Origin of the sequence: Streptomyces durbertensis (assembly GCF_014156695.1) — a bacterium.
GTDB lineage: Bacteria > Actinomycetota > Actinomycetes > Streptomycetales > Streptomycetaceae > Streptomyces > Streptomyces durbertensis.
On record NZ_WMLF01000059.1, the window covers coordinates 1 to 18,539 of the forward strand.

General features: G+C 71.9%; 14 protein-coding genes and 2 pseudogenes. 9 read left to right on the plus strand and 7 right to left on the minus strand.

Translation table 11 applies throughout. The annotated features are described in order from the left end of the window. Positions 1-38 precede the first annotated feature (38 nt). From GL263_RS06415 to GL263_RS06430, 4 genes are all read right to left on the minus strand, one after another. Positions 39-791 carry an ABC transporter permease gene (locus GL263_RS06415; protein ID WP_182854604.1) on the minus strand — a complete coding sequence of 251 codons (753 nt, stop codon included), beginning with the start codon at positions 789-791 and terminating at the stop codon, positions 39-41. Positions 792-805: 14 nt separating this feature from the next. Further along, positions 806-1,768 carry an ABC transporter ATP-binding protein gene (locus tag GL263_RS06420; protein WP_182854605.1) on the minus strand — a complete coding sequence of 321 codons (963 nt, stop codon included), beginning with the start codon at positions 1,766-1,768 and terminating at the stop codon, positions 806-808. A gap of 68 nt (positions 1,769-1,836) precedes the next feature. Next, positions 1,837-2,511 carry a PadR family transcriptional regulator gene (locus GL263_RS06425; RefSeq protein ID WP_182854606.1) on the minus strand — a complete coding sequence of 225 codons (675 nt, stop codon included), beginning with the start codon at positions 2,509-2,511 and terminating at the stop codon, positions 1,837-1,839. Positions 2,512-2,552: 41 nt separating this feature from the next. Then, the gene (locus GL263_RS06430; protein ID WP_228456166.1) at positions 2,553-2,870 is read right to left on the minus strand and encodes a P-loop NTPase family protein; all 318 of its coding nucleotides are present in this window, start codon (positions 2,868-2,870) and stop codon (positions 2,553-2,555) included. Positions 2,871-2,983: 113 nt separating this feature from the next. On the opposite strand from GL263_RS06430, the pseudogene GL263_RS29175 reads away from it, so the two are divergent. The 6 genes and pseudogenes from GL263_RS29175 to GL263_RS06455 form a co-directional block, all read left to right on the plus strand. Beyond that, positions 2,984-4,297: pseudogene (locus GL263_RS29175) on the plus strand (NDP-hexose 2,3-dehydratase family protein); the annotation flags it as partial. 59 nt (positions 4,298-4,356) lie between these two features. Beyond that, on the plus strand, positions 4,357-5,316 hold the full coding sequence (locus GL263_RS06440) for a Gfo/Idh/MocA family protein (protein WP_228456167.1): 960 nt from the start codon (positions 4,357-4,359) through the stop codon (positions 5,314-5,316). Positions 5,317-5,398: 82 nt separating this feature from the next. Continuing rightward, a pseudogene (locus GL263_RS28240) lies at positions 5,399-6,130 on the plus strand (methyltransferase domain-containing protein); the annotation flags it as partial. A gap of 447 nt (positions 6,131-6,577) precedes the next feature. Further along, complete coding sequence (locus GL263_RS28245) at positions 6,578-8,710, plus strand: thioredoxin domain-containing protein (protein ID WP_228456169.1); 2,133 nt, start codon at positions 6,578-6,580, stop codon at positions 8,708-8,710. A gap of 82 nt (positions 8,711-8,792) precedes the next feature. Next, on the plus strand, positions 8,793-10,004 hold the full coding sequence (locus GL263_RS06450; protein ID WP_182854609.1) for a pyridoxal phosphate-dependent aminotransferase: 1,212 nt from the start codon (positions 8,793-8,795) through the stop codon (positions 10,002-10,004). Between the two features lie 147 nt (positions 10,005-10,151). Continuing rightward, positions 10,152-10,565, plus strand: a complete 414-nt coding sequence (locus GL263_RS06455) for an SCO4983 family protein (RefSeq protein WP_182854610.1) — start codon at positions 10,152-10,154, stop codon at positions 10,563-10,565. A gap of 105 nt (positions 10,566-10,670) precedes the next feature. Here GL263_RS06455 and GL263_RS06460 read toward each other — a convergent pair whose 3' ends face one another. Further along, on the minus strand, positions 10,671-12,509 hold the full coding sequence (locus tag GL263_RS06460; protein ID WP_182854611.1) for a phosphoenolpyruvate carboxykinase (GTP): 1,839 nt from the start codon (positions 12,507-12,509) through the stop codon (positions 10,671-10,673). 281 nt (positions 12,510-12,790) lie between these two features. Between GL263_RS06460 and trhA the strand changes: the two genes are divergently transcribed. Beyond that, positions 12,791-13,519 (plus strand): PAQR family membrane homeostasis protein TrhA, encoded by a 729-nt coding sequence (gene trhA / locus GL263_RS06465; protein WP_182854612.1) that lies wholly within the window; start codon positions 12,791-12,793, stop codon positions 13,517-13,519. Here trhA and GL263_RS06470 read toward each other — a convergent pair. Both GL263_RS06470 and GL263_RS06475 read right to left on the minus strand, forming a co-directional pair. After that, positions 13,504-15,081, minus strand: a complete 1,578-nt coding sequence (locus tag GL263_RS06470; RefSeq protein ID WP_228456168.1) for an N-acyl-D-amino-acid deacylase family protein — start codon at positions 15,079-15,081, stop codon at positions 13,504-13,506. The genes trhA and GL263_RS06470 overlap by 16 nt on opposite strands. Before the next feature lie 16 nt (positions 15,082-15,097). After that, positions 15,098-16,426: an alanine racemase gene (locus GL263_RS06475; protein WP_182854613.1), complete on the minus strand. Its 1,329-nt coding sequence runs from the start codon at positions 16,424-16,426 to the stop codon at positions 15,098-15,100. 93 nt (positions 16,427-16,519) lie between these two features. On the opposite strand from GL263_RS06475, the gene GL263_RS06480 reads away from it, so the two are divergent. Next, entirely contained in the window at positions 16,520-17,560 is a 1,041-nt protein-coding gene (locus GL263_RS06480) for a sugar kinase (protein ID WP_182854614.1), read from the plus strand. Further along, entirely contained in the window at positions 17,557-18,336 is a 780-nt protein-coding gene (locus tag GL263_RS06485; RefSeq protein ID WP_182854615.1) for an IclR family transcriptional regulator, read from the plus strand. Before GL263_RS06480 ends, GL263_RS06485 begins: the two co-directional genes overlap by 4 nt. Positions 18,337-18,539: the final 203 nt, after the last annotated feature.

Consider the following 18,539-nt stretch of genomic DNA (forward strand, 5'->3'; position numbering starts at 1 on the left):
GGGGGAGGGGCCCGCCGACCGCCGCGGGCGTCACAGGGTCACGCGTTGTGCTTGGCGAAAGTGCGCGTGCCGACCGTCGCCGAAACGACCATCAGGCCGACCACCACGGCCAGCCCGGCCACGACGGCGTGCGACCCGTAGTCGCCGGCGAAGAAGTCACGCATAGCGTCCACCGCGTACCGCAAGGGGTTGGCGGAGCCGATCGCCTGCAGCCAGCCGGGGGCGAAGGAGAGTGGCAGCAGGATGCCGGACAGCAGCATGAGGGGCAGAGCGATGCCGTTGAGGACGGGGGCGAAGAGCCACTCCGACGTCAGCTTGAGGGCCAGGGAGTAGGAGAGGAAGGCCAGGCTGATGCCGACGAGCATCATCATGGCGATGGCGGCCACCACGCCGCCGAACGGGGCGCGCAGGCCAAACAGCAGGGCGATGAGGACGATGACGACCGACTGGATGAACAGGGCCAGTACGTCCCACAGCACCCGTCCGAGGAGTAGTCCGAGCCGGCTCGCCGGGGTCACCCGCAGCCGCTCCAGGTAGCCGGAGCGGACGTCGGGGATCAGGCCGAAGCCTGCGTATCCGGTGGCGAACAGGCCGAGTTGCACGAGCAGGCCGGGAATGTAGATCTGCCACGCGGACGGGCCGCTCTCCGGCAGCATCTTGACCAGGAGCGGGCCGAACAGGGCCAGGTAGACGAACGGTTGGACGAGGCCGATGAGGAGCCCCATCCGCTTCTGCGTGGCGGCCGCGGCCTCGTCCCGGAAGACGATTGCCGCGTCTCGGATCGTGTGCATCGTGGGGCTCCCCCTCAGGCGTGGACGGCGGCCGCGTCGGGCTGCGGCCGGCGGTCGGTCATGGTCAGGAAGACGTCGTCGAGCGAGGGACGCACCACTCGCAACGACTCGGCCCGGATGTGCGCGGACTCCAGCTCGCGCAGCAGGTCGGCGAGGATGCGCTCGGCGCCCCGGCAACTGACGGACAAGACGGAGCCGTTCACCGACACGTCGTGGACCTCTTCGTGGGCGCCGATCAGGTCGGCGGCCCGTGCGGCCTCGCCGTCGACCTCGATCTCGATAGTGTCGTGGGCGATCGCAGCCTTCAGGTTCTGCGGGCTGTCCTCGGCGATGATGCGGCCCTTGTCGATGATCAGGACCCGGTCGCAGAGGTTGTCGGCCTCGTCCAGGTAGTGCGTGCTGAGGAACACGGTGGTGCCGTGCTCGTCGCGCAGTCGGCGGATGTGTTCCCACACGACGCTGCGGCTCTCGGGGTCGAGGTTTGCCGTGGGCTCGTCGAGAAAGAGCAGCTTCGGCGCGTGCACCAGGCCGAGTGCCATGTCGACGCGGCGGCGCTGACCTCCCGACAACGTCTGGATGACGCGGTCTGCCAGCTCTTCGAGTCCGAGCTGCGCGATCACCTCGTTGGCGCGGGACTCGGCCTCGGCGCGGGACATGCCGTAGAGACGGGCCTGCAGGACGATGTCCCTGCGGACCGGGGAACTGGGCTTGGAGCCGCCCGCCTGGGAGACGTAGCCGATGTGCGTGCGGACCTTCGCCGCTTCCTGTAGCAGGTCGCAGCCGGCGATGGTGGCCGTGCCCGAGCTAGGGCCGAGTAGGGTGGTGAGTATCCGCATGGTGGTGGTCTTGCCGGCGCCGTTGGGGCCGAGGAAACCGACGATCTCCCCGGCGTTCACGGTGAAGTCGACGCCGGCCACGGCCTTGACGCGGCCCTGTTTGGTCTGGAACGTCTTGGCCAGCCCCTTGGCCTGGATCATGCGTGTTGCCTCCCGTGACGGATCGTGTGCGGCACCCGGCTGCTGTGCGGGTAATGCGGGTGATGCGGTCATGCCTGCTGCCCCCCGCGCTGCTTCTGCGGTTCCCGGGCCTGCTGCCCGTCTGGCTCTTCCTGGTCGGTCCACACCTGGCGGCCCTCCTTGGTGGTGAGCTCGGGCCAGGTGAGGGTGCCGTCCTGGATCTCGGCGACGATCCGGCCGGCCCACTCCCGCTCCGCCTCGGCCATGGTCAGGGCGTATTCGAGTTCGATCACGAACAGCCGTGGTGTCTGCTGGCGCAGCACCTCGGCCCGTGCCCGGCGGGTCCGGCCGATCTCCTCGTCCAGGTGGGTGATGCGTTCCCGCAGAGCCTGGGTCGCGCGGTCGGGGCCCAGGGCGCCGAGGTAGCTCACCGCGGCGAGGAAACTGGGGTACTCCTTCACCGGTGTGCGCACGAGCTCGTCCAGCCAGCTCATGAACTCCGTGCGGCCCAGTTCGGTGTGGGCGTACACCTTGCGCTCCGGGCGGCGCCCGGAACGCGAGGTGCTGTGCTCGGCGATCCAGCCCGCCCGGGCCAGGGATTCGACGACATCGTAGAGCGAGCCGGTCTTGACCTTGAAGCTCGTGTCCTTGTTGCGCTCCCGCAGGGTCGTGGCCATCTCGTACGGATGCATCGGCTGTTCCAGTAGCAGTCCTAGGACCGCGAGCCCGAGCAGGTTGGAGACCGGCCGTTTGCGCGCCGCCATCATTCACCCTCCTTTAGTCGGTACCGACTATACGGCATCGACTAATGAGCGTGAAGTCGACGCAGATATGCGGCGGTGGGCCCGGAGTCCGGCGGGAGGGCGTCCGGCGTGCCGCAGTGCAGGACGGTGCCGCCGGCCGCTCCGCTGCCCGGTCCCATGTCGATCAGCCAGTCCGCGGCCGCGGCCAGGTGCAGGTCGTGCTCGGCGATGACGACGGTGTTGCCGGCGGCGAGGAGCACATCAAACGCGTCGACGAGGACCTGGACGTCCGCCGGGTGCAGACCGGTGACCGGTTCGTCCAGAACGACGAGGCCGGGCCTTCGGGACTTCGATGGCTGCGAGTCCCCGCAGCAGGACACGTACGCCCCGAGAGGGAATGCCCAGCCGCGCGGCGACGGTCTCGGCGTCAGCCGGTCCTTCCGCCATGGTGTCGAGACGTCGCGCGCCGCCCTGATCGCGGCGACGCCGCCAGGCCATCCGGATGGACGTCCAGCGCATACCCTTCGCGGAGCTGAAGCGCTGGGGCTTCCAGCCGGTCACCGGCAATCTGGTGCACGACAGCGGCCGCTTCTTCTCCGTCGAGGGGGTGCGGGCGCGCTACCACGGCAAGGAGCCGGTCTCCTGGACCCAGCCGATCCTCAACCAGCCGGAGGTCGGGTTTCTCGGCATCCTGGTCAAGGAGTTCGACGGCGTACTGCACTGCCTCATGCAGGCGAAGGCCGAGCCCGGCAACGCCGAAGGGCTACAGCTTTCCCCCACGGTGCAGGCGACGCGCAGCAACTACACCGGGGTGCACGAGGGCAGCGCCGTCCGCTACCTGGAGTACTTCACCGACCCTGCCGTGGGCCGGCCGCTGATCGACGTGCTCCAGTCGGAACACGGCGCCTGGTTCTACCGCAAGCGCAACCGCAACCTCGTCGTCGAGGCCGTCGTGGACGTTCCCGAGCACGAGGACTACTGCTGGCTGACCCTAGGTCAGGTACGGCGGCTGCTCGGCGTCTCGGACCTTGTCAACATGGACACCCGGACGGTTCTGGCCTGTCTCCCGCTCGCCCTGGCCGGCGGCGGGGCAGGCGGCGAGGGGACGGCTGGCGACGGTCGGAGGGGAGAGGGCGCCGCGGCGCTGACCGCTTCGATGGCTCAGGACGTCCCCGCGGCGCACACACTGCCCGAACTCCTGCGCTGGTTCAACGGGATCAGGGCGAGCAGCGAGGTTTCCGTTGAGCCGGTGCCGCTGGCGGAGGTCGACCACTGGGTGCGCGAGGCGGACGAGATCCGCCACACCAGCGGTCGGCACTTCGCGATCGTCGCCGTGTCCGTGGAGGCTGGCAACCGTGAGGTCACCGGCTGGACACAGCCGCTGCTCAGCCCGCGCGGCACGGGAGTCGTGGCCTTCCTGGCCAAGCGCATCGACGGGATTCTGCACGTCCTGGCGCACGCCCATCCGGAACCGGGATACGTCGACGTCATCGAGCTGGGGCCGACCGTCCACTGTGTGCCCGACGACCACGCCGGACTGCCGCCCCAGCGACGGCCGAATTTCCTGGACGCTGTGCTCACCGCCCGCCCCGAACAGATCCTCTACGACGCCGTCCAGCCCGAGGAGGGCGGCCGCTTCTACCGGGCGCTGAGCCGCTATGTGGTGGTCGAGACCGACGACGATCCCGTGGTGCCGGACGACTACCGCTGGATGACCGTGGGACAACTGGTCACGCTGCTCCAGCACAGCAACTACTGCAACATCCAGGCCCGCAGTCTCATCGCTTGCCTCCAGTCCGTCTGGTGAGCGCCGTGTCCGACGTGTCAGACGCGTCCGATGTGCCAGGGGGTCGCACACCCCTGCGTTTGGGACTGCTGGGCTGCGCCGACATCGCGCAGCGCCGTGCCCTGCCCTCGCTCGCACGGCTGCGGGACATAACCCTCACGGCGGTCGCCAGTCGGGACGCCGGCAAGGCCGAGAGCTTCGCGCGCCGCTTCGGCGCCGACCCGGTCACCGGGTACGAGGAGCTGCTCGCCCGACCCGATCTCGACGCGGTGTACATACCGCTGCCCGCCGCGATGCACGCGCCGTGGGCGGGACGGGCGCTCGAGGCCGGACTGCACGTGCTGGTGGAGAAGCCCGCGGCGGCCACGGCCGACGAAGCCGCTCGGCTGACCCGTCTGGCGCGTGAGCGGCAACTGGTGCTGATGGAGAACTTCGCGTTTGTCCACCACCGCCAGCAGCAGGCGGTCCGGCAGCTCCTTGAGGAGGGCGCCATCGGTGAACTTCGCTCTCTGTCAGCTGAGTTCGCCTTTCCCCCGCTACCGGAGACGGACATCCGTCACCGGCCGGAACTGGGCGGCGGAGCCCTGCTGGACGCGGGCGTCTACCCTCTGCGGGCGGCCCGGATGTTCCTGGGCGACGAGCTCGAGGTGACAGGTGCGACGCTTCGCGTCCACCACGAGCATCGGGTGGACGTCGCCGGAGCCGCGCTGCTGACCGGGCCGACCGGGATCAGTGCCCAGGTCGGCTTCGGCTTTGTCCACTCCTACCGGTGCGGCTACACCCTTTGGGGCTCGGCCGGCCGGATCGGTCTGCACCGGGCCTACAGCGCGCCGGACGACTTCGCGCCGACGCTCACGCTGGAGTGCGACGGACGCACCGAGGAGCGCCGACTGACGCCCGACCGGCAGTTCACCACGCTCTTCCGGAAGTTCGCCGAGGCGATCAGCCGCGGGGACGTCGCCGGACCGGCCCGCGACATCGAACGGCAGGCGCGCCTGGTGGAGCGGGTCGCCACCACCGCTCGCCGCTTTCCCCTGTGAACCCCGCGTCCCCTGCACCCCTGCACCTCGTGAGCCTCCCGCACCCCGAATCCCTCGCATCACCAAGAGAAAGGTCGACCGCATGGACTTCTCTGCCAACGCGCGCGAAGTGACCACCTGCCGGATCTGCGGCGAACAGGACTGGCAGGAGGTCGTTGACTTCGGCCCCGTGCCCCTGGCGGACAGCTTCCTCGAACCAGCCGCGTCCTACCATGACGAGCCGCGCTACCCGCTGGCCGTGGTCTCCTGCCGCAACTGCCGGCTGATGAGCCTGACGCACGTCGTAGACCCCGAAGTGCTCTACCGGACCTACCCGTACACGACCTCCGACTCGGAGACGATCAAGAAGCACATGGGGCACGTCGTCGCGGTCTGCGTCGAGCGCTTCGGCATCCCCGAGGGCAGCTTCGTCCTCGAGATCGGCAGCAACACGGGCTCCCAGCTCAGGGCCTTCCAGAACGCCGGCATGCGCACGCTCGGCATCGACCCGGCGCGCAACATCGCGACAGTGGCCAACGAGCGGGGCATCGAGACGCTGCCGGAGTTCTTCTCGGTCGACACCGCGGCGCTCGTCAAGAAGAGCTACGGGACGCCCCAGTTGATCCTGGGCCGGCACCTCTTCGCACACATCGACGACGTGGCCTCGGTCGCCGCGGGCGTCCGCGATCTGCTGGGGCCGGACAGCCTGTTCGCCATCGAGGTGCCGTACCTGGTGGACATGCTCGAACGCAACGAGTTCGACACGATCTACCACGAGCATCTGTCCTACTTCGGCATCGGCACCCTGGTCACCCTCTTCCGGCGCCACGGTCTGCGGGTGGTGGACGTCGATCGGCTCGCCGTGCACGGCGGCTCCGTCCTGGTCTTCGTGGGACTGGACGACGGCACGCGGGCGACCCGCGCCACCACCGCCTCTTCACCGCCAAGGAGGGTCGCGCTGTCGTCGTCGGCTCCTCGGCTCTCGACGGCGACAACCGGGTCCGGGAGCAGTTCCTCGATCATCGTCTCGGCCCTTCCCCTTGGGCGTGTGCGGCGCGGTCTGCCGGGCGGCGCCGGTCCCCCCGTGCCTGCCTCGCGAACACCGTACCCGGCTCCAGGGGCGACCGGGGGTTTCGCACTCGAACCGCATGGTCCCAGGTGCTGGAATTCCGGCGCTGCGATCCCCTGCCGTGCCGCAGGACGCGCGCTGAGGGTCGGCCAGGTGCCTCGCGCGGCCTGGCCGGTCCGGCGGGGCGGGGGCTTGGCATGCGAGGATGCCGGCATGAACCGACTGGCTCACTCTCAGTCACCCTATCTGCTCCAGCACGCCTCCAATCCAGTGGACTGGTGGCCATGGGGAGAGGAGGCGATGCAAGAGGCCAGGCGGCGGGACGTGCCGGTGGTGTTGAGCGTGGGCTATTCGAGTTGCCACTGGTGTCATGTGATGGCGCACGAGTCGTTCGAGGACGAGGCGACGGCCGCGGTGATGAACGCGGGCTATGTCAGCGTCAAGGTGGACCGCGAGGAGCGGCCGGACGTGGACGCCGTGTACATGGAGGCGGTGCAGGCGGCGACCGGGCAGGGCGGGTGGCCGATGACGGTGTTCCTGACGCCCGACGGGGAGCCGTTCTACTTCGGGACGTACTTCCCGCCGGAGCCCCGGCACGGGATGCCGTCGTTCCGGCAGGTGCTGGAAGGGGTTTCGGCGGCGTGGCGGGAGCGGCGCGGCGAGGTGGACGAGGCGGCCGGGCGGATCGTCGCGGAGCTGGCCGGGCGGCGCATCGACCTGGGGGAGAAGGTGCCGGAGCCGCCGGGGGCGGACGATCTCGCGGCGGCGCTGCTGGGGTTGACGCGGGAGTTCGACGCGGTGAACGGCGGGTTCGGCGGGGCGCCGAAGTTCCCGCCGGCGCTGGTGCTGGAGTTCCTGCTGCGGCACCACGCGAGGACGGGGTCCGAGGGCGCGCTGCAGATGGTGCGGGCGACGTGTGAGGCGATGGCCCGGGGCGGGATGTACGACCAGTTGGGCGGCGGCTTCGCCCGCTACTCGGTGGACGCGGGGTGGGTGGTCCCGCACTTCGAGAAGATGCTGTTCGACAACGCGCTGCTGTGCCGGGTGTACGCACATCTGTGGCGGGCGACGGGTTCGGAGTCCGCGCGCCGGGTGGCGTTGGAGACGGCCGACTTCATGGTGCGGGAACTGGGCACGAACCAGGGCGGCTTCGCGTCCGCGCTGGACGCCGACAGCGCGGTGCCGGGCGCGGAGGACGGTCCGCACCGGGAGGGCGCCTTCTACGTGTGGACGCCCGACGAGTTGCGTGAGGTGCTCGGCGAGGAGGACGCGGCGCTGGCGGCCGGCTACTTCGGGGTGACCGCCGAGGGCACGTTCGAGGAGGGCGCGTCCGTGCTGCAGCTGCCGGACCGGGACCCGGCGGACGCCGAGGCGGAGGGTGAGGGCGAGCCGGCGTTGGTGGACGTGGAGCGGATCCGCTCGATCCGGGAGCGGCTGCTCGCGGCGCGGGAGCTGCGGCCGAGGCCGGGCCGGGACGACAAGGTGGTGGCGGCGTGGAACGGGCTGGCGGTGGCGGCGCTGGCGGAGACCGGCGCCTACTTCGGGCGTCCTGACCTGGTGGACGCCGCGACGGCCGCCGCCGACCTGCTGGTCGGGGTCCACCTGGACGACCGGGGGCGCATCGCCCGCACCTCGCGGGACGGGGTGGCCGGGCAGAGCGCGGGGGTGCTGGAGGACTACGCGAGCACGGCCGAGGGCTTCCTGACCCTGTTCGCGGTGACCGGCGACGCCGCGTGGCTCGAGCTCGCCGGGGTGCTGCTGGAGGCGGTGCTGACGCACTTCGTCGCCCCGGACGGCGCGCTGTACGACACGGCCGACGACGCGGAGCGGCTGATCCGCCGCCCGCAGGACCCGACGGACAACGCGACGCCGTCCGGTTGGACGTCCGCCGCCGGCGCGCTGCTGACGTACGCCGCGTACACCGGCAGCAGCCGGCACCGCACGGCGGCCGAGCGGGCGCTCGGGGTGGTCGGGGCGCTGGGGCGCAGGGTGCCGCGTTTCGTCGGCTGGGGGCTGGCGGTCGCGGAGGCGGCGCTGGACGGGCCGCGCGAGGTGGCCGTGGTCGGCCGGGACGGGGACGCGGACCGGGACGCCCTGCACCGGGCGGCGCTGCTGTCCGACGCGCCCGGCGTGGCGGTGGCGGTGGGCGAGCCGTCGGCGGGCGAGGTGTCGGTGGGCGAGGCGGAGGACGAGGCGGACGGGCGGGGCGTCCCTCTGTTGGCGGACCGGCCGCTGGTGGACGGGCGGCCGGCGGCGTACGTGTGCCGGCACTTCGCGTGTGCCGCGCCGACGACCGATCCGGCGGTGCTGGTGGCCTCGTTGCGGCCGGGGGAGGGGCGCGGGTAACCGCCCCGGAGCCCGGTGGGACGGCGTCCACGTGGTGAAAAACACCAGGCGCGTCGTCCCGGCCGGCCGTATCGTGACCAGCATGCAGGTGATCCAGTCAACCAAGCTCGCCAATGTCTGCTACGAGATCCGGGGCCCGGTGCTCGAGGAGGCGATGCGGCTGGAGGCTGCCGGTCACCGCATCCTCAAGCTGAACACGGGGAACCCGGCGGCCTTCGGCTTCGACTGCCCGCCGGAGATCCTGGAGGACATGCTCCGCAACGTCGGCGACGCGCACGGCTACGGTGACGCGAAGGGGCTGCTGGCGGCCCGCCGCGCGGTGATGCAGCACTACCAGACGCAGGGCATCCAGCTGTCGGTGGAGGACGTCTACCTCGGCAACGGGGTGTCCGAGCTGATCCAGATGGCGATGCAGGCGCTGCTGGACGACGGCGACGAGGTGCTGGTCCCGGCGCCGGACTACCCGCTGTGGACGGCGTCGGTCGCTCTCTCCGGCGGTACGGCGGTGCACTACCGCTGCGACGAGCAGTCGGACTGGATGCCGGACCTGGCGGACATCGAGCGCAAGATCACCGACCGCACCAAGGCGCTGGTGATCATCAACCCGAACAACCCGACGGGCGCGGTCTACTCCGAGGAGATGCTGCGCTCGCTGACGGAGATCGCCCGCCGGCACAACCTGGTGGTCTGCTCGGACGAGATCTACGACAAGATCCTCTACGACGACGCCGTGCACGTGCCGACCGCCGCCATCGCGCCCGACCTGCTGACGCTGACGTTCAACGGGCTGTCGAAGGCGTACCGGGTGGCGGGCTACCGCAGCGGCTGGCTCGCGGTGTGCGGGCCGAAGTCCCACGCCGAGAGCTACATCGAGGGTCTGACGATCCTGGCGAACATGCGGCTGTGCGCGAACATGCCGGCGCAGCACGCGGTGGCCACCGCGCTCGGCGGCCGCCAGTCGATCAAGGACCTGGTGCTGCCCGGCGGCCGGCTGCGGGAGCAGCGGGACACGGCGCACGAGCTGCTGACGCAGATCCCCGGCGTGAGCTGTGTGAAGCCCAAGGGCGCGCTGTACGCCTTCGCCCGGCTGGACCCGAAGGTCTTCAAGATCAAGGACGACCGGCAGATGGTGCTGGACCTGCTGCGGGCCGAGAAGATCATGATCGTGCACGGCTCGGGCTTCAACTGGCCGGAGCCGGACCACTTCCGCATCGTGACGCTGCCCGCGGTGGACGAACTGACGGACGCGATCGAGCGGATCGGCCGCTTCCTGGACGGCTACAGCCAGCACTGACGACGTCTGAGCGGCTGCGTGGACGGCCCCGCCCGGCTTCGGGCGGGGCCGTCGGCGTCTCCGGCGAGGAGCGTCATGTCGCTCGACTACAACTTTAGACTCAGTCCAAGTTAGGATGGTGTTTCCGCACGCGCCAGGAGGCCATCCATGTACGAACAGATCCGCACCCCGTCGGTGCACACCATGGCTGAGCCGGACGCTTCCGAGAACCGCTTCCCGAACCGCTCACGCGAGGAGGAGCTGGACATCCGGCTGGCCGGGTACCTCACCGCGCTGCTCACCGTCACCGACGAGCTGCGCGCGCTCAGCCCCGGACCCGAGTTCAACTCCGCGGCGAACCGGCTCGCGGTGCAGGTCGCCCGGCTGCGTGGCGGGCAGGCGCCGCTGCGGGCCGAGCCGTCCGTGCGGGACTGCTCGCCCGAGCACGTCGAGGCGCTGCACCGCAGGGCGCACACCATCGCGGGCAACGCGCTGGTCGTCGCCACCGCCCGGGGCGACGTGCCCGGCGAGGCGCTGGCCGCCTCCCGGCTGGCGTACCACGCCGCCGCGCTCGGGCTCTGACCGCCGGGGGCCCGGGAGTGTACGTAACGCCGGCGGGCGCCGACCGGCCGGTCACCGGCCCGTCGGCGCCCGACGGCGTTCGACTCCCGCGGAGCCGCGGAGGGATCAGCCCAGGCGCTCGACCAGGGCGTGGTACTCGTCCCACAGCTCCTTCGGCGTGTGCGTGCCGAAGGTCTCCAGGTGCTCGGGGATCAGCGCGGCCTCCTGGCGCCACACGTCACGGTCGACGCGCAGCAGGAAGTCCAGCTGCTCCTCGGTCAGCTCCAGGCCCTCGGTGTCGAGCGCGTCCTTGGTCGGCAGCACGCCGATCGGCGTCTCGACGCCCTCGGCCTCGCCGTTGAGCCGGCCCACGATCCACTTCAGCACCCGGCTGTTCTCGCCGAAGCCCGGCCACACGAAGCGGCCCTGGTCGTCCTTGCGGAACCAGTTGACGTAGTAGATCTTCGGCAGCTTCTCCGGGTCGGCCTGCTGGCCGACGCGGACCCAGTGGGCCATGTAGTCGCCCATGTTGTAGCCGCAGAACGGCAGCATCGCGAACGGGTCGCGGCGCAGCTCGCCGACCTTGCCCTCGGCGGCGGCCGTCTTCTCGGAGGCGACGTTGGCGCCGAGGAAGACGCCGTGCCGCCAGTCGAAGGACTCGGTCACCAGCGGGACGGCGCTGGCGCGACGGCCGCCGAAGAGGATCGCCGAGATCGGCACGCCCTTCGGGTCCTCCCACTCGGGGGCGATCGTCGGGCACTGCGCGGCCGGCACGGCGAAGCGGGCGTTCGGGTGGGCGGCCGGGGTCTCGGACTGCGGCGTCCAGTCGTTGCCGCGCCAGTCGGTGAGGTGGGCCGGCGCCTCCTCGGTCATGCCCTCCCACCACACGTCGCCGTCGTCGGTGAGGGCGACGTTGGTGAAGACGGTGTTGCCCCAGAGGGTCTTCATGGCGTTGGCGTTGGTGTGCTCGCCGGTGCCGGGCGCGACGCCGAAGAAGCCCGCCTCCGGGTTGATCGCGTAGAGCCGGCCGTCCTCGCCGAAGCGCATCCAGGCGATGTCGTCGCCGATGGTCTCCACGGTCCAGCCGGGGATCGTCGGCTCCAGCATGGCCAGGTTCGTCTTGCCGCAGGCGGACGGGAAGGCGGCGGCGACGTACCGGGCCTCACCGCGCGGCGGCGTCAGTTTGAGGATGAGCATGTGCTCGGCCAGCCAGCCCTCGTCGCGGGCCATGACGGAGGCGATGCGCAGCGCGTAGCACTTCTTGCCGAGCAGCGCGTTGCCGCCGTAGCCGGAGCCGAAGGACCAGATCTCGCGGGACTCGGGGAAGTGCGAGATGTACTTGGTCTCGTTGCACGGCCAGGGCACGTCCTGCTCGCCCTCGGCGAGCGGCGCGCCGACGCTGTGCACGGCCTTCACGAAGAACCCGTCGGTGCCCAGCTCGTCGAGGACGGCCTGGCCCATGCGGGTCATGGTGCGCATCGACACGGCGACGTACGCCGAGTCGGTGATCTCCACGCCGAGCGCGGACAGCGGTGAGCCGAGCGGGCCCATGCAGAACGGGACGACGTACATCGTGCGGCCGCGCATGGAGCCGCGGAAGACCCCGCCCCGCTCGCCGTCGCCGACGAAGATCTCCCGCATCTCGGCGGGCGCCTTCCAGTGGTTCGTGGGGCCCGCGTCCTCCTCCTTCTCGGAGCAGATGAAGGTGCGGGTCTCCACCCGGGCGACGTCCGTCGGGTCGGAGGCGGCGTAGTACGAGTTGGGGCGCTTGACGGGGTCGAGCCTGGTGAAGGTGCCCGCCTCGACGAGCTCCTCGCACAGGCGCTCGTACTCGGCTTCCGAGCCGTCGCACCAGACGATCCGGTCGGGCTGGGTGAGGGCAGCGATCTTGTCCACCCAGGCGACCAGTTCCTGGTGCCGGGTGGGGGCAGTGGTGGTGGTGGGAGCCGCAGTGCTGCGCGCCACAATCGCTCCAGTGTGTTGAGGGTTTTTGTGTTGTCGGGCGCCCGCGCCCGCGTTCGGCGGGTGACGCCCCGTGCTCGGCCCCTTGGGGGCTGCGACCCGGACGCTGCGGCGATGCTCATCCGGTGTCGACCACGCTCATCTGATCATGTCTCGCTCGCTCGTATGTGTCCAGGGCGCCGACAGGTGAGCATCACCACTCCGGGGAGTTGCCTTCGTTACACCTGGGTTCAAGGGGGTGAACACCCCTCCTTCACCTACGGATCCGTAGGTAGCCTTCTGTCATGACTGCTGCCGCGCCCCGGTCCGCGACCGCGTTGCCAGAGACGTCAGGTGCCCCCGACAGCCCGCACGGCGTCCGTTCCATGCTGCCCTTCGAGTTGAAACCCCGCCTGCGGGGCTGGCTGCACGCCGGCATGTTCCCCGCCGTCCTGGTGTCCGGCGTGTTCCTGACCGCGTTCGCCGAGTCGACGCGCGGCCGCCTCGCCTGCGCCGTCTACACCCTCACCGCCTGCCTGCTGTTCGGCGTAAGCGCCCTCTACCATCGGGGGAACTGGGGGCCGCGGGCCAGCGCCGTGCTCCGCCGGCTCGACCACGCCAACATCTTCCTGATCATCGCCGGCACCTACACGCCGCTGACTATCCTGCTGCTGGACGGCACCAAGGGGCAGGCCCTGCTGTGGGGCGTCTGGGGGGCTGCCGCGGCGGGCATCGCCTTCCGGGTGCTGTGGGTCGGCGCGCCGCGCTGGCTCTACACGCCGTGCTACATCGCGATGGGCTGGGCCGCCGTCTTCTTCCTGCCGGACTTCCTCCAGACGGGCGGCATCGCGGTACTCGTCCTGGTGATCGTCGGCGGACTGCTCTACAGCGCGGGCGGTGTCATCTACGGCATCAAGCGGCCCAACCCGTGGCCGCGCTGGTTCGGCTTCCACGAGGTGTTCCACTCGCTGACGCTCGCGGCGTTCGTGGTGCACTACGTGGGGATCTCACTGGTCGCCTACCGCCACGGCTGACGGCGCACCGCGCGGCCGGCGACGGCGGACGTGCGGCGGCCGTCCCGGACGGCCGCCTCGCCGTTCACCCACACGTGCGGCACGCCCACGGGCAGCGCCCTCGGCGTGTCGTAGGTGGCGCCGGCCGCCACCGTCACCGGGTCGAAGAGCACCAGGTCCGCGCGGTACCCCTCGCGGACCAGCCCCCGGTCCGGCAGCCGCAGCCGGGCCGCCGGGCGCGACGTCAGATGCGCCACGCACTCCTCGAGTGACAGCACACCGAGCTCCCGCACGTAGTGGCCCAGATAGTGGGGGAACGTGCCGTAGGCACGCGGGTGGGGGCGCGCGCCGCGCAGGATGCCGTCGCTCCCGCCGGTGTGCGCCCGGTGGCGCATCACCGCGCGCACGTTCTCCTCGTGGCCCACGTGCTGGAGGATCGTCGTGCCGAGGCGGTCGGCGCGCAGCAGCTCGCGGGCCTCGGCGAAGCCGCGCAGCCGGCGGCCCACCCAGTGCCCGAGCGCCGGGTCGGCGACACCGGAGACCTCCACCGTGTGCCAGTCGACGGGCACGCCGTGGCAGCCGTCCGAACCCGTCTCCTCCATCGCCCGGCGGATCTCCTCGGCCGTCGCCGGATCGGCCAGCCGGCCCAGGGTGGCACCGGGGCCGCCCTCGGCCGCCCAGCTCGGCAGCAGCGCCGCCAGCGTCGTGCAGCCGGGCAGATAGGGGTAGCTGTCCAGGGTGAGGTCGACGCCGTCGGCCAGCGCCTCGTCGAGCAGGGCCAGCAGTTCACCGGCCCGGCCCTCGTTGACGCCGAAGTTCAGGGTGGCGTGGGTGAGGTGGAGGGCGCAGCCGGTGGCGCGGGCCAGCGCCACCATCTCGGCGTACGCCTCCAGCGCGCCGGCGCCGTAGGAGCGGTGGTGCGGGCAGAAGTAGCCGCCGTGCGCGGCGGTGACCCGGCACAGCTCGGCCAGCTCCCGGCCGTCGGCGTACATGCCGGGGGCGTAGGTCAGCCCCGCCGACAGGCCCACCGCGCCCTGCGCCAGGCCCTCGGCGACCAGCGCCCGCATCCGGTCCAGCTCGCCGTCGGTCGCCGGCCGGTCGGCCCAGCCGACGGCGAGCATCCGGACCGTGCCGTGCGGGACGAGGTAGGCGGCGTTGACGGCGACGCCCCGGTCGAGCCGGTCCAGGTAGCCGGCCACGTCACGCCAGTCGAAGTCGATGTCGTCGCCGTCGCCGTTCCAGCCGGTGACCGCCTGCCGCACCTCGGCGAGGGTGCGGTCGTCCACGGGGGCGTAGGACAGCCCGTCCTGGCCGACCACCTCCAGCGTCACGCCCTGCGCGAGCTTCGCCGAGTGATCACGGTCGCGGAGGAGTTCCAGGTCGCTGTGCGCGTGCATGTCGACGAAGCCCGGGCACAGCACCAGGCCGTCGGCGTCCACCACCCGGCGCCCGGTGAGGCCGCGGCCGATCGCGGCGATCCGGCCGTCCCGCAGCCCGACCTCGGGGCCGACCGGGCCGGCCGGCGCCCCGCTGCCGTCGACGATCCGGGCGCCCCGGATCACGGTGTCCAGCCGCGCGTCCATGATCTCCTCAGCAGTCTCAGAAGAAGGTGCGGACGTAGTCGGTGACCGTGCCGTCGGCGGTGACCAGCGGGATCAGCTGCCAGCGGTCGAAGATCGTGCACGGGTGGGACATGCCGAGCCCGACCCAGTCGCCCACCGCGAGGTCCGCGTCGGCGTCCACCGCCAGCCACGCGTGCTGGTCCGAGAGCCTGGTGACGATCAGCCCGCTCGCCGGCCGGACCACCCCGTCCGCCGCACGCACCAGCTTCGCCTCGGGCAACCGCAGGTCGTGCGCGGCGTCCCGCTTCCCGGCGTTGAGGAACGCCTGGCCGGGGCTGGGTCGGGACACGACCTGCGCCCACAGCACAAACGCCGCCCGCAGCCCGCCCTCGTCGGGCACCCGGTTGAACGGCGTCAACTCCCGGTAGTGCCCGTCGTCGTGGGACACGTACGCGCCCGACCGCAGCAGCCGCAGCACCGGCGCCGACAGCTCAGACGGCCCGGGCAGCTCCGCGGGGTCCCCGAAGACCTCCGCCACGGCGTCGAACCACGCGCTGCCGCCCGCGCTCACCACGATCTCGTCCAGGCCGGCGAAGTGCCCCGCCGCGTCGAGCGAGCGGGCCAGCGCGGTCAGCCGGCGCAGCCACGCCGTCACCCGCTCCTCGGTGGCGCCGGGCACCTCGCCCTCGTAGCCGGCGACGCCGACCAGCCGCAGCGTCGAGGTGCCGGCGACGGCCTCGGCGACGGCCGTGGCGTCCTTCTCCTCCCGCACCCCGGTGCGGGCGCCGTCGCCCGCGCCCAGCTCGACCACCACGTCCAGCGGCCGCCCGGAGCCGGCCGACCGCAGCGCCTCGTCCATCAGCGCCACCCCGCGCACCGAGTCGACGTAGACGACCAGCGTGAAGTCCGGGTCGGCGGCCAGCTCGCCGGCGACCCAGCGCAGCGCGGCGGCGTCTACCAACTCGTTGGCGAGGAACACCCGTGGGACGCCGAAGGCCCGGCACACCCGCACCTGGGCGGGGTTGGCGACGGTGATGCCCCACGCGCCGCGCCTGAGCTGTTCGTCGAAGAGCGCCGGCGCCATCGACGTCTTGCCGTGCGGGGCGAACGCCAGACCGTGGCGGGCCGCGTACGTCTGCAGTGCGGAGAGGTTGTACTCCAGCGCCTCCGCCGAGAGGGCGAGCACCGGCGTGGTGAAGCCGCCGGTGAACAGCGAACGCCGCTCGTCCGCCAGCTCGCCGACCGTCCGGCCCGCCGCGTCCGGCGGCAGCCCCTTGAAGCGGTGGTCGACGACCTCCGCCCGCAGACGGGTGGTGTTGCGGCTGATCCTGCTGTCCGGGGCGCTTCGGCTTTCCAGGTTGGGCATGGCCGAACCGTACTCCGGACCGGTGAAGGCGCGCAGCGGGCTGTTGCGTTCTGCGCAACAGGCGTTGTGTTGAGTGCACCGCCCTGCTCTAGCATGCGCGCCGTGACCAGCCGCAGCCCGTATCCCGTGGATCTTGTGTGCCTGGGGGAGTCGATGGTCGTCCTCCGGCCGGACCGGCCGACCTCCCTGGCCGGAGCCGAACTCTTCGCACGGGGCGTGGGCGGCGCCGAGTCCAACGTCGCCTGCGCGCTCGCCGCCGCCGGGCACACCGCCCGCTGGATCAGCCGGCTCGGCACCGACGGCTTCGGCGACCACCTGCTGGCCACCGTCGCCGCCGCCGGCGTCGACACCGGCTGGGTCGACCGCGACCCCGACCGCCCCACCGGTGTGTACTTCCGCACCGACGGGGAACGCGGCGCCACCCTGGAGGTCGCCTACTACCGCGCCGGCTCCGCCGCCTCCGCGCTCTCCCCCGACAACGTGGACCCCGCCGCCGCCGACTCCGGCCGGGTACTGCACCTGACCGGCATCACCCCGGCACTCTCCGACGGCTGCCTGCGCCTGGTGCGGGAACTCACCGCGCCGCGCCCCGGCCGCCCGCTGGTCTCCTTCGACGTCAACTACCGGGCCGACCTGTGGCGGGGCCGCGACCCCGCCCTGCTGCGCGAACTCGCCGCCCGCGCCGACCTCGTCTTCGTCGGTGCCGACGAGGCGGCACACGCCTGGGGCGTCCAGCCCTGCCCGGACGCGGTCCGCCGCGCGCTGCCGGAACCGGCCACCCTGGTCGTCAAGGAAGGCGGCCGGGGCGCCACCGTGCTCACCTCGGGCCCGGAGCCGCGGGTTGTGCACGCCCCGGCCCCGCGGGTGGACGTCGTCGCCCCGGTCGGCGCCGGGGACGCCTTCGCCGCCGGCTACCTGTCCGCCACCCTGCGCGGCCTGCCGGCCCACCTCCGGCTGCGGCACGGCCACCTGGCCGCCGCGGCCGCCCTCACCGTGCCCGGCGACCACGCCGGACCACCGCCGCGCGCCCTCGTCGAGAGGCTCGCCGCACTCGACGACCGCACATGGGCGACACTGCGACTGGCCCGCGACTGGGCCACGGCGGAGAACACACCGGAAGGCAGCCCGTCATGAGCCAGACCGTCGACCGCGCGCTGAGCATCCTCCCCCTGCTCGCCGAAGGCCCCGCGAACCTCGAACAGGTCGCCGGCCACCTCGGCGTGCACAAGTCCACCGCGCTGCGGCTGCTGCGCACCCTGCACGAGCACGGCCTGGTGCACCGCCGGCCGGACCAGCGGTACCGCCTCGGCTCCCGGCTCTTCGCCCTCGCCCAGCAGGCGATGGAGAACCTGGACGTGCGCGAGGTCGCCCAACCGCACCTGCTGGAACTCAACCGCCGCACCGGCCACACCGTGCACCTGGCGGTCCGCGAGGAGAACGACGTCGCCTACGACGTCACCTACATCGACAAGGTCGACAGCCGCTACCCGGTGCGCATGTACTCCCGCATCGGCAAACCGGTCGCCATCACCGTCGCCGCCGTCGCCAAACTGCTGCTCGCCGACCTGCCGGAGGCCGAACGGCGCGCCGTCGCCGGGCGTCTGGAGTACCGCCGCTACACCGCGCGCTCCACACCGAACGCGACCGCGTTCCTCGCGGAGCTGGCCAAGGTGCGCGAACAGGGCTGGGCCACCGACTTCGGCGGCCACGAGGAGTCCATCAACTGCGTGGCCGCGCCGATCACCGGCGTCGACGCGCGCGTCATCGCCGCGCTGTCCCTCTCCGCGCCCAACGTGGTGGTGTCCGCCGAGCAGTTGCTCACCCTGCTGCCGCACGTGCGGCGGGCCGCCGCCGACATCAGCGCCGAGTACGCCGGGCGGCCACGCGGCGGCGAGCCGCAGCCCGTCTGATTCCGACCGTGCCACTCAGCCTCCGTGTGAGCGACGCGCGTTGGCCGGTTGCTGGTGTACGCCGGTCCGCCCTGCCGGCGAACCGGCTTTCCCTGCCCTTGCTCCGCAGGAGCTTCGTTTCCTCCCCCGGCTGAAGCCGGGGGTATCCCCGAAGGAAGGTCCCGATGACCGACAAGACCGCCGTCACCCCCGCCACGCACACC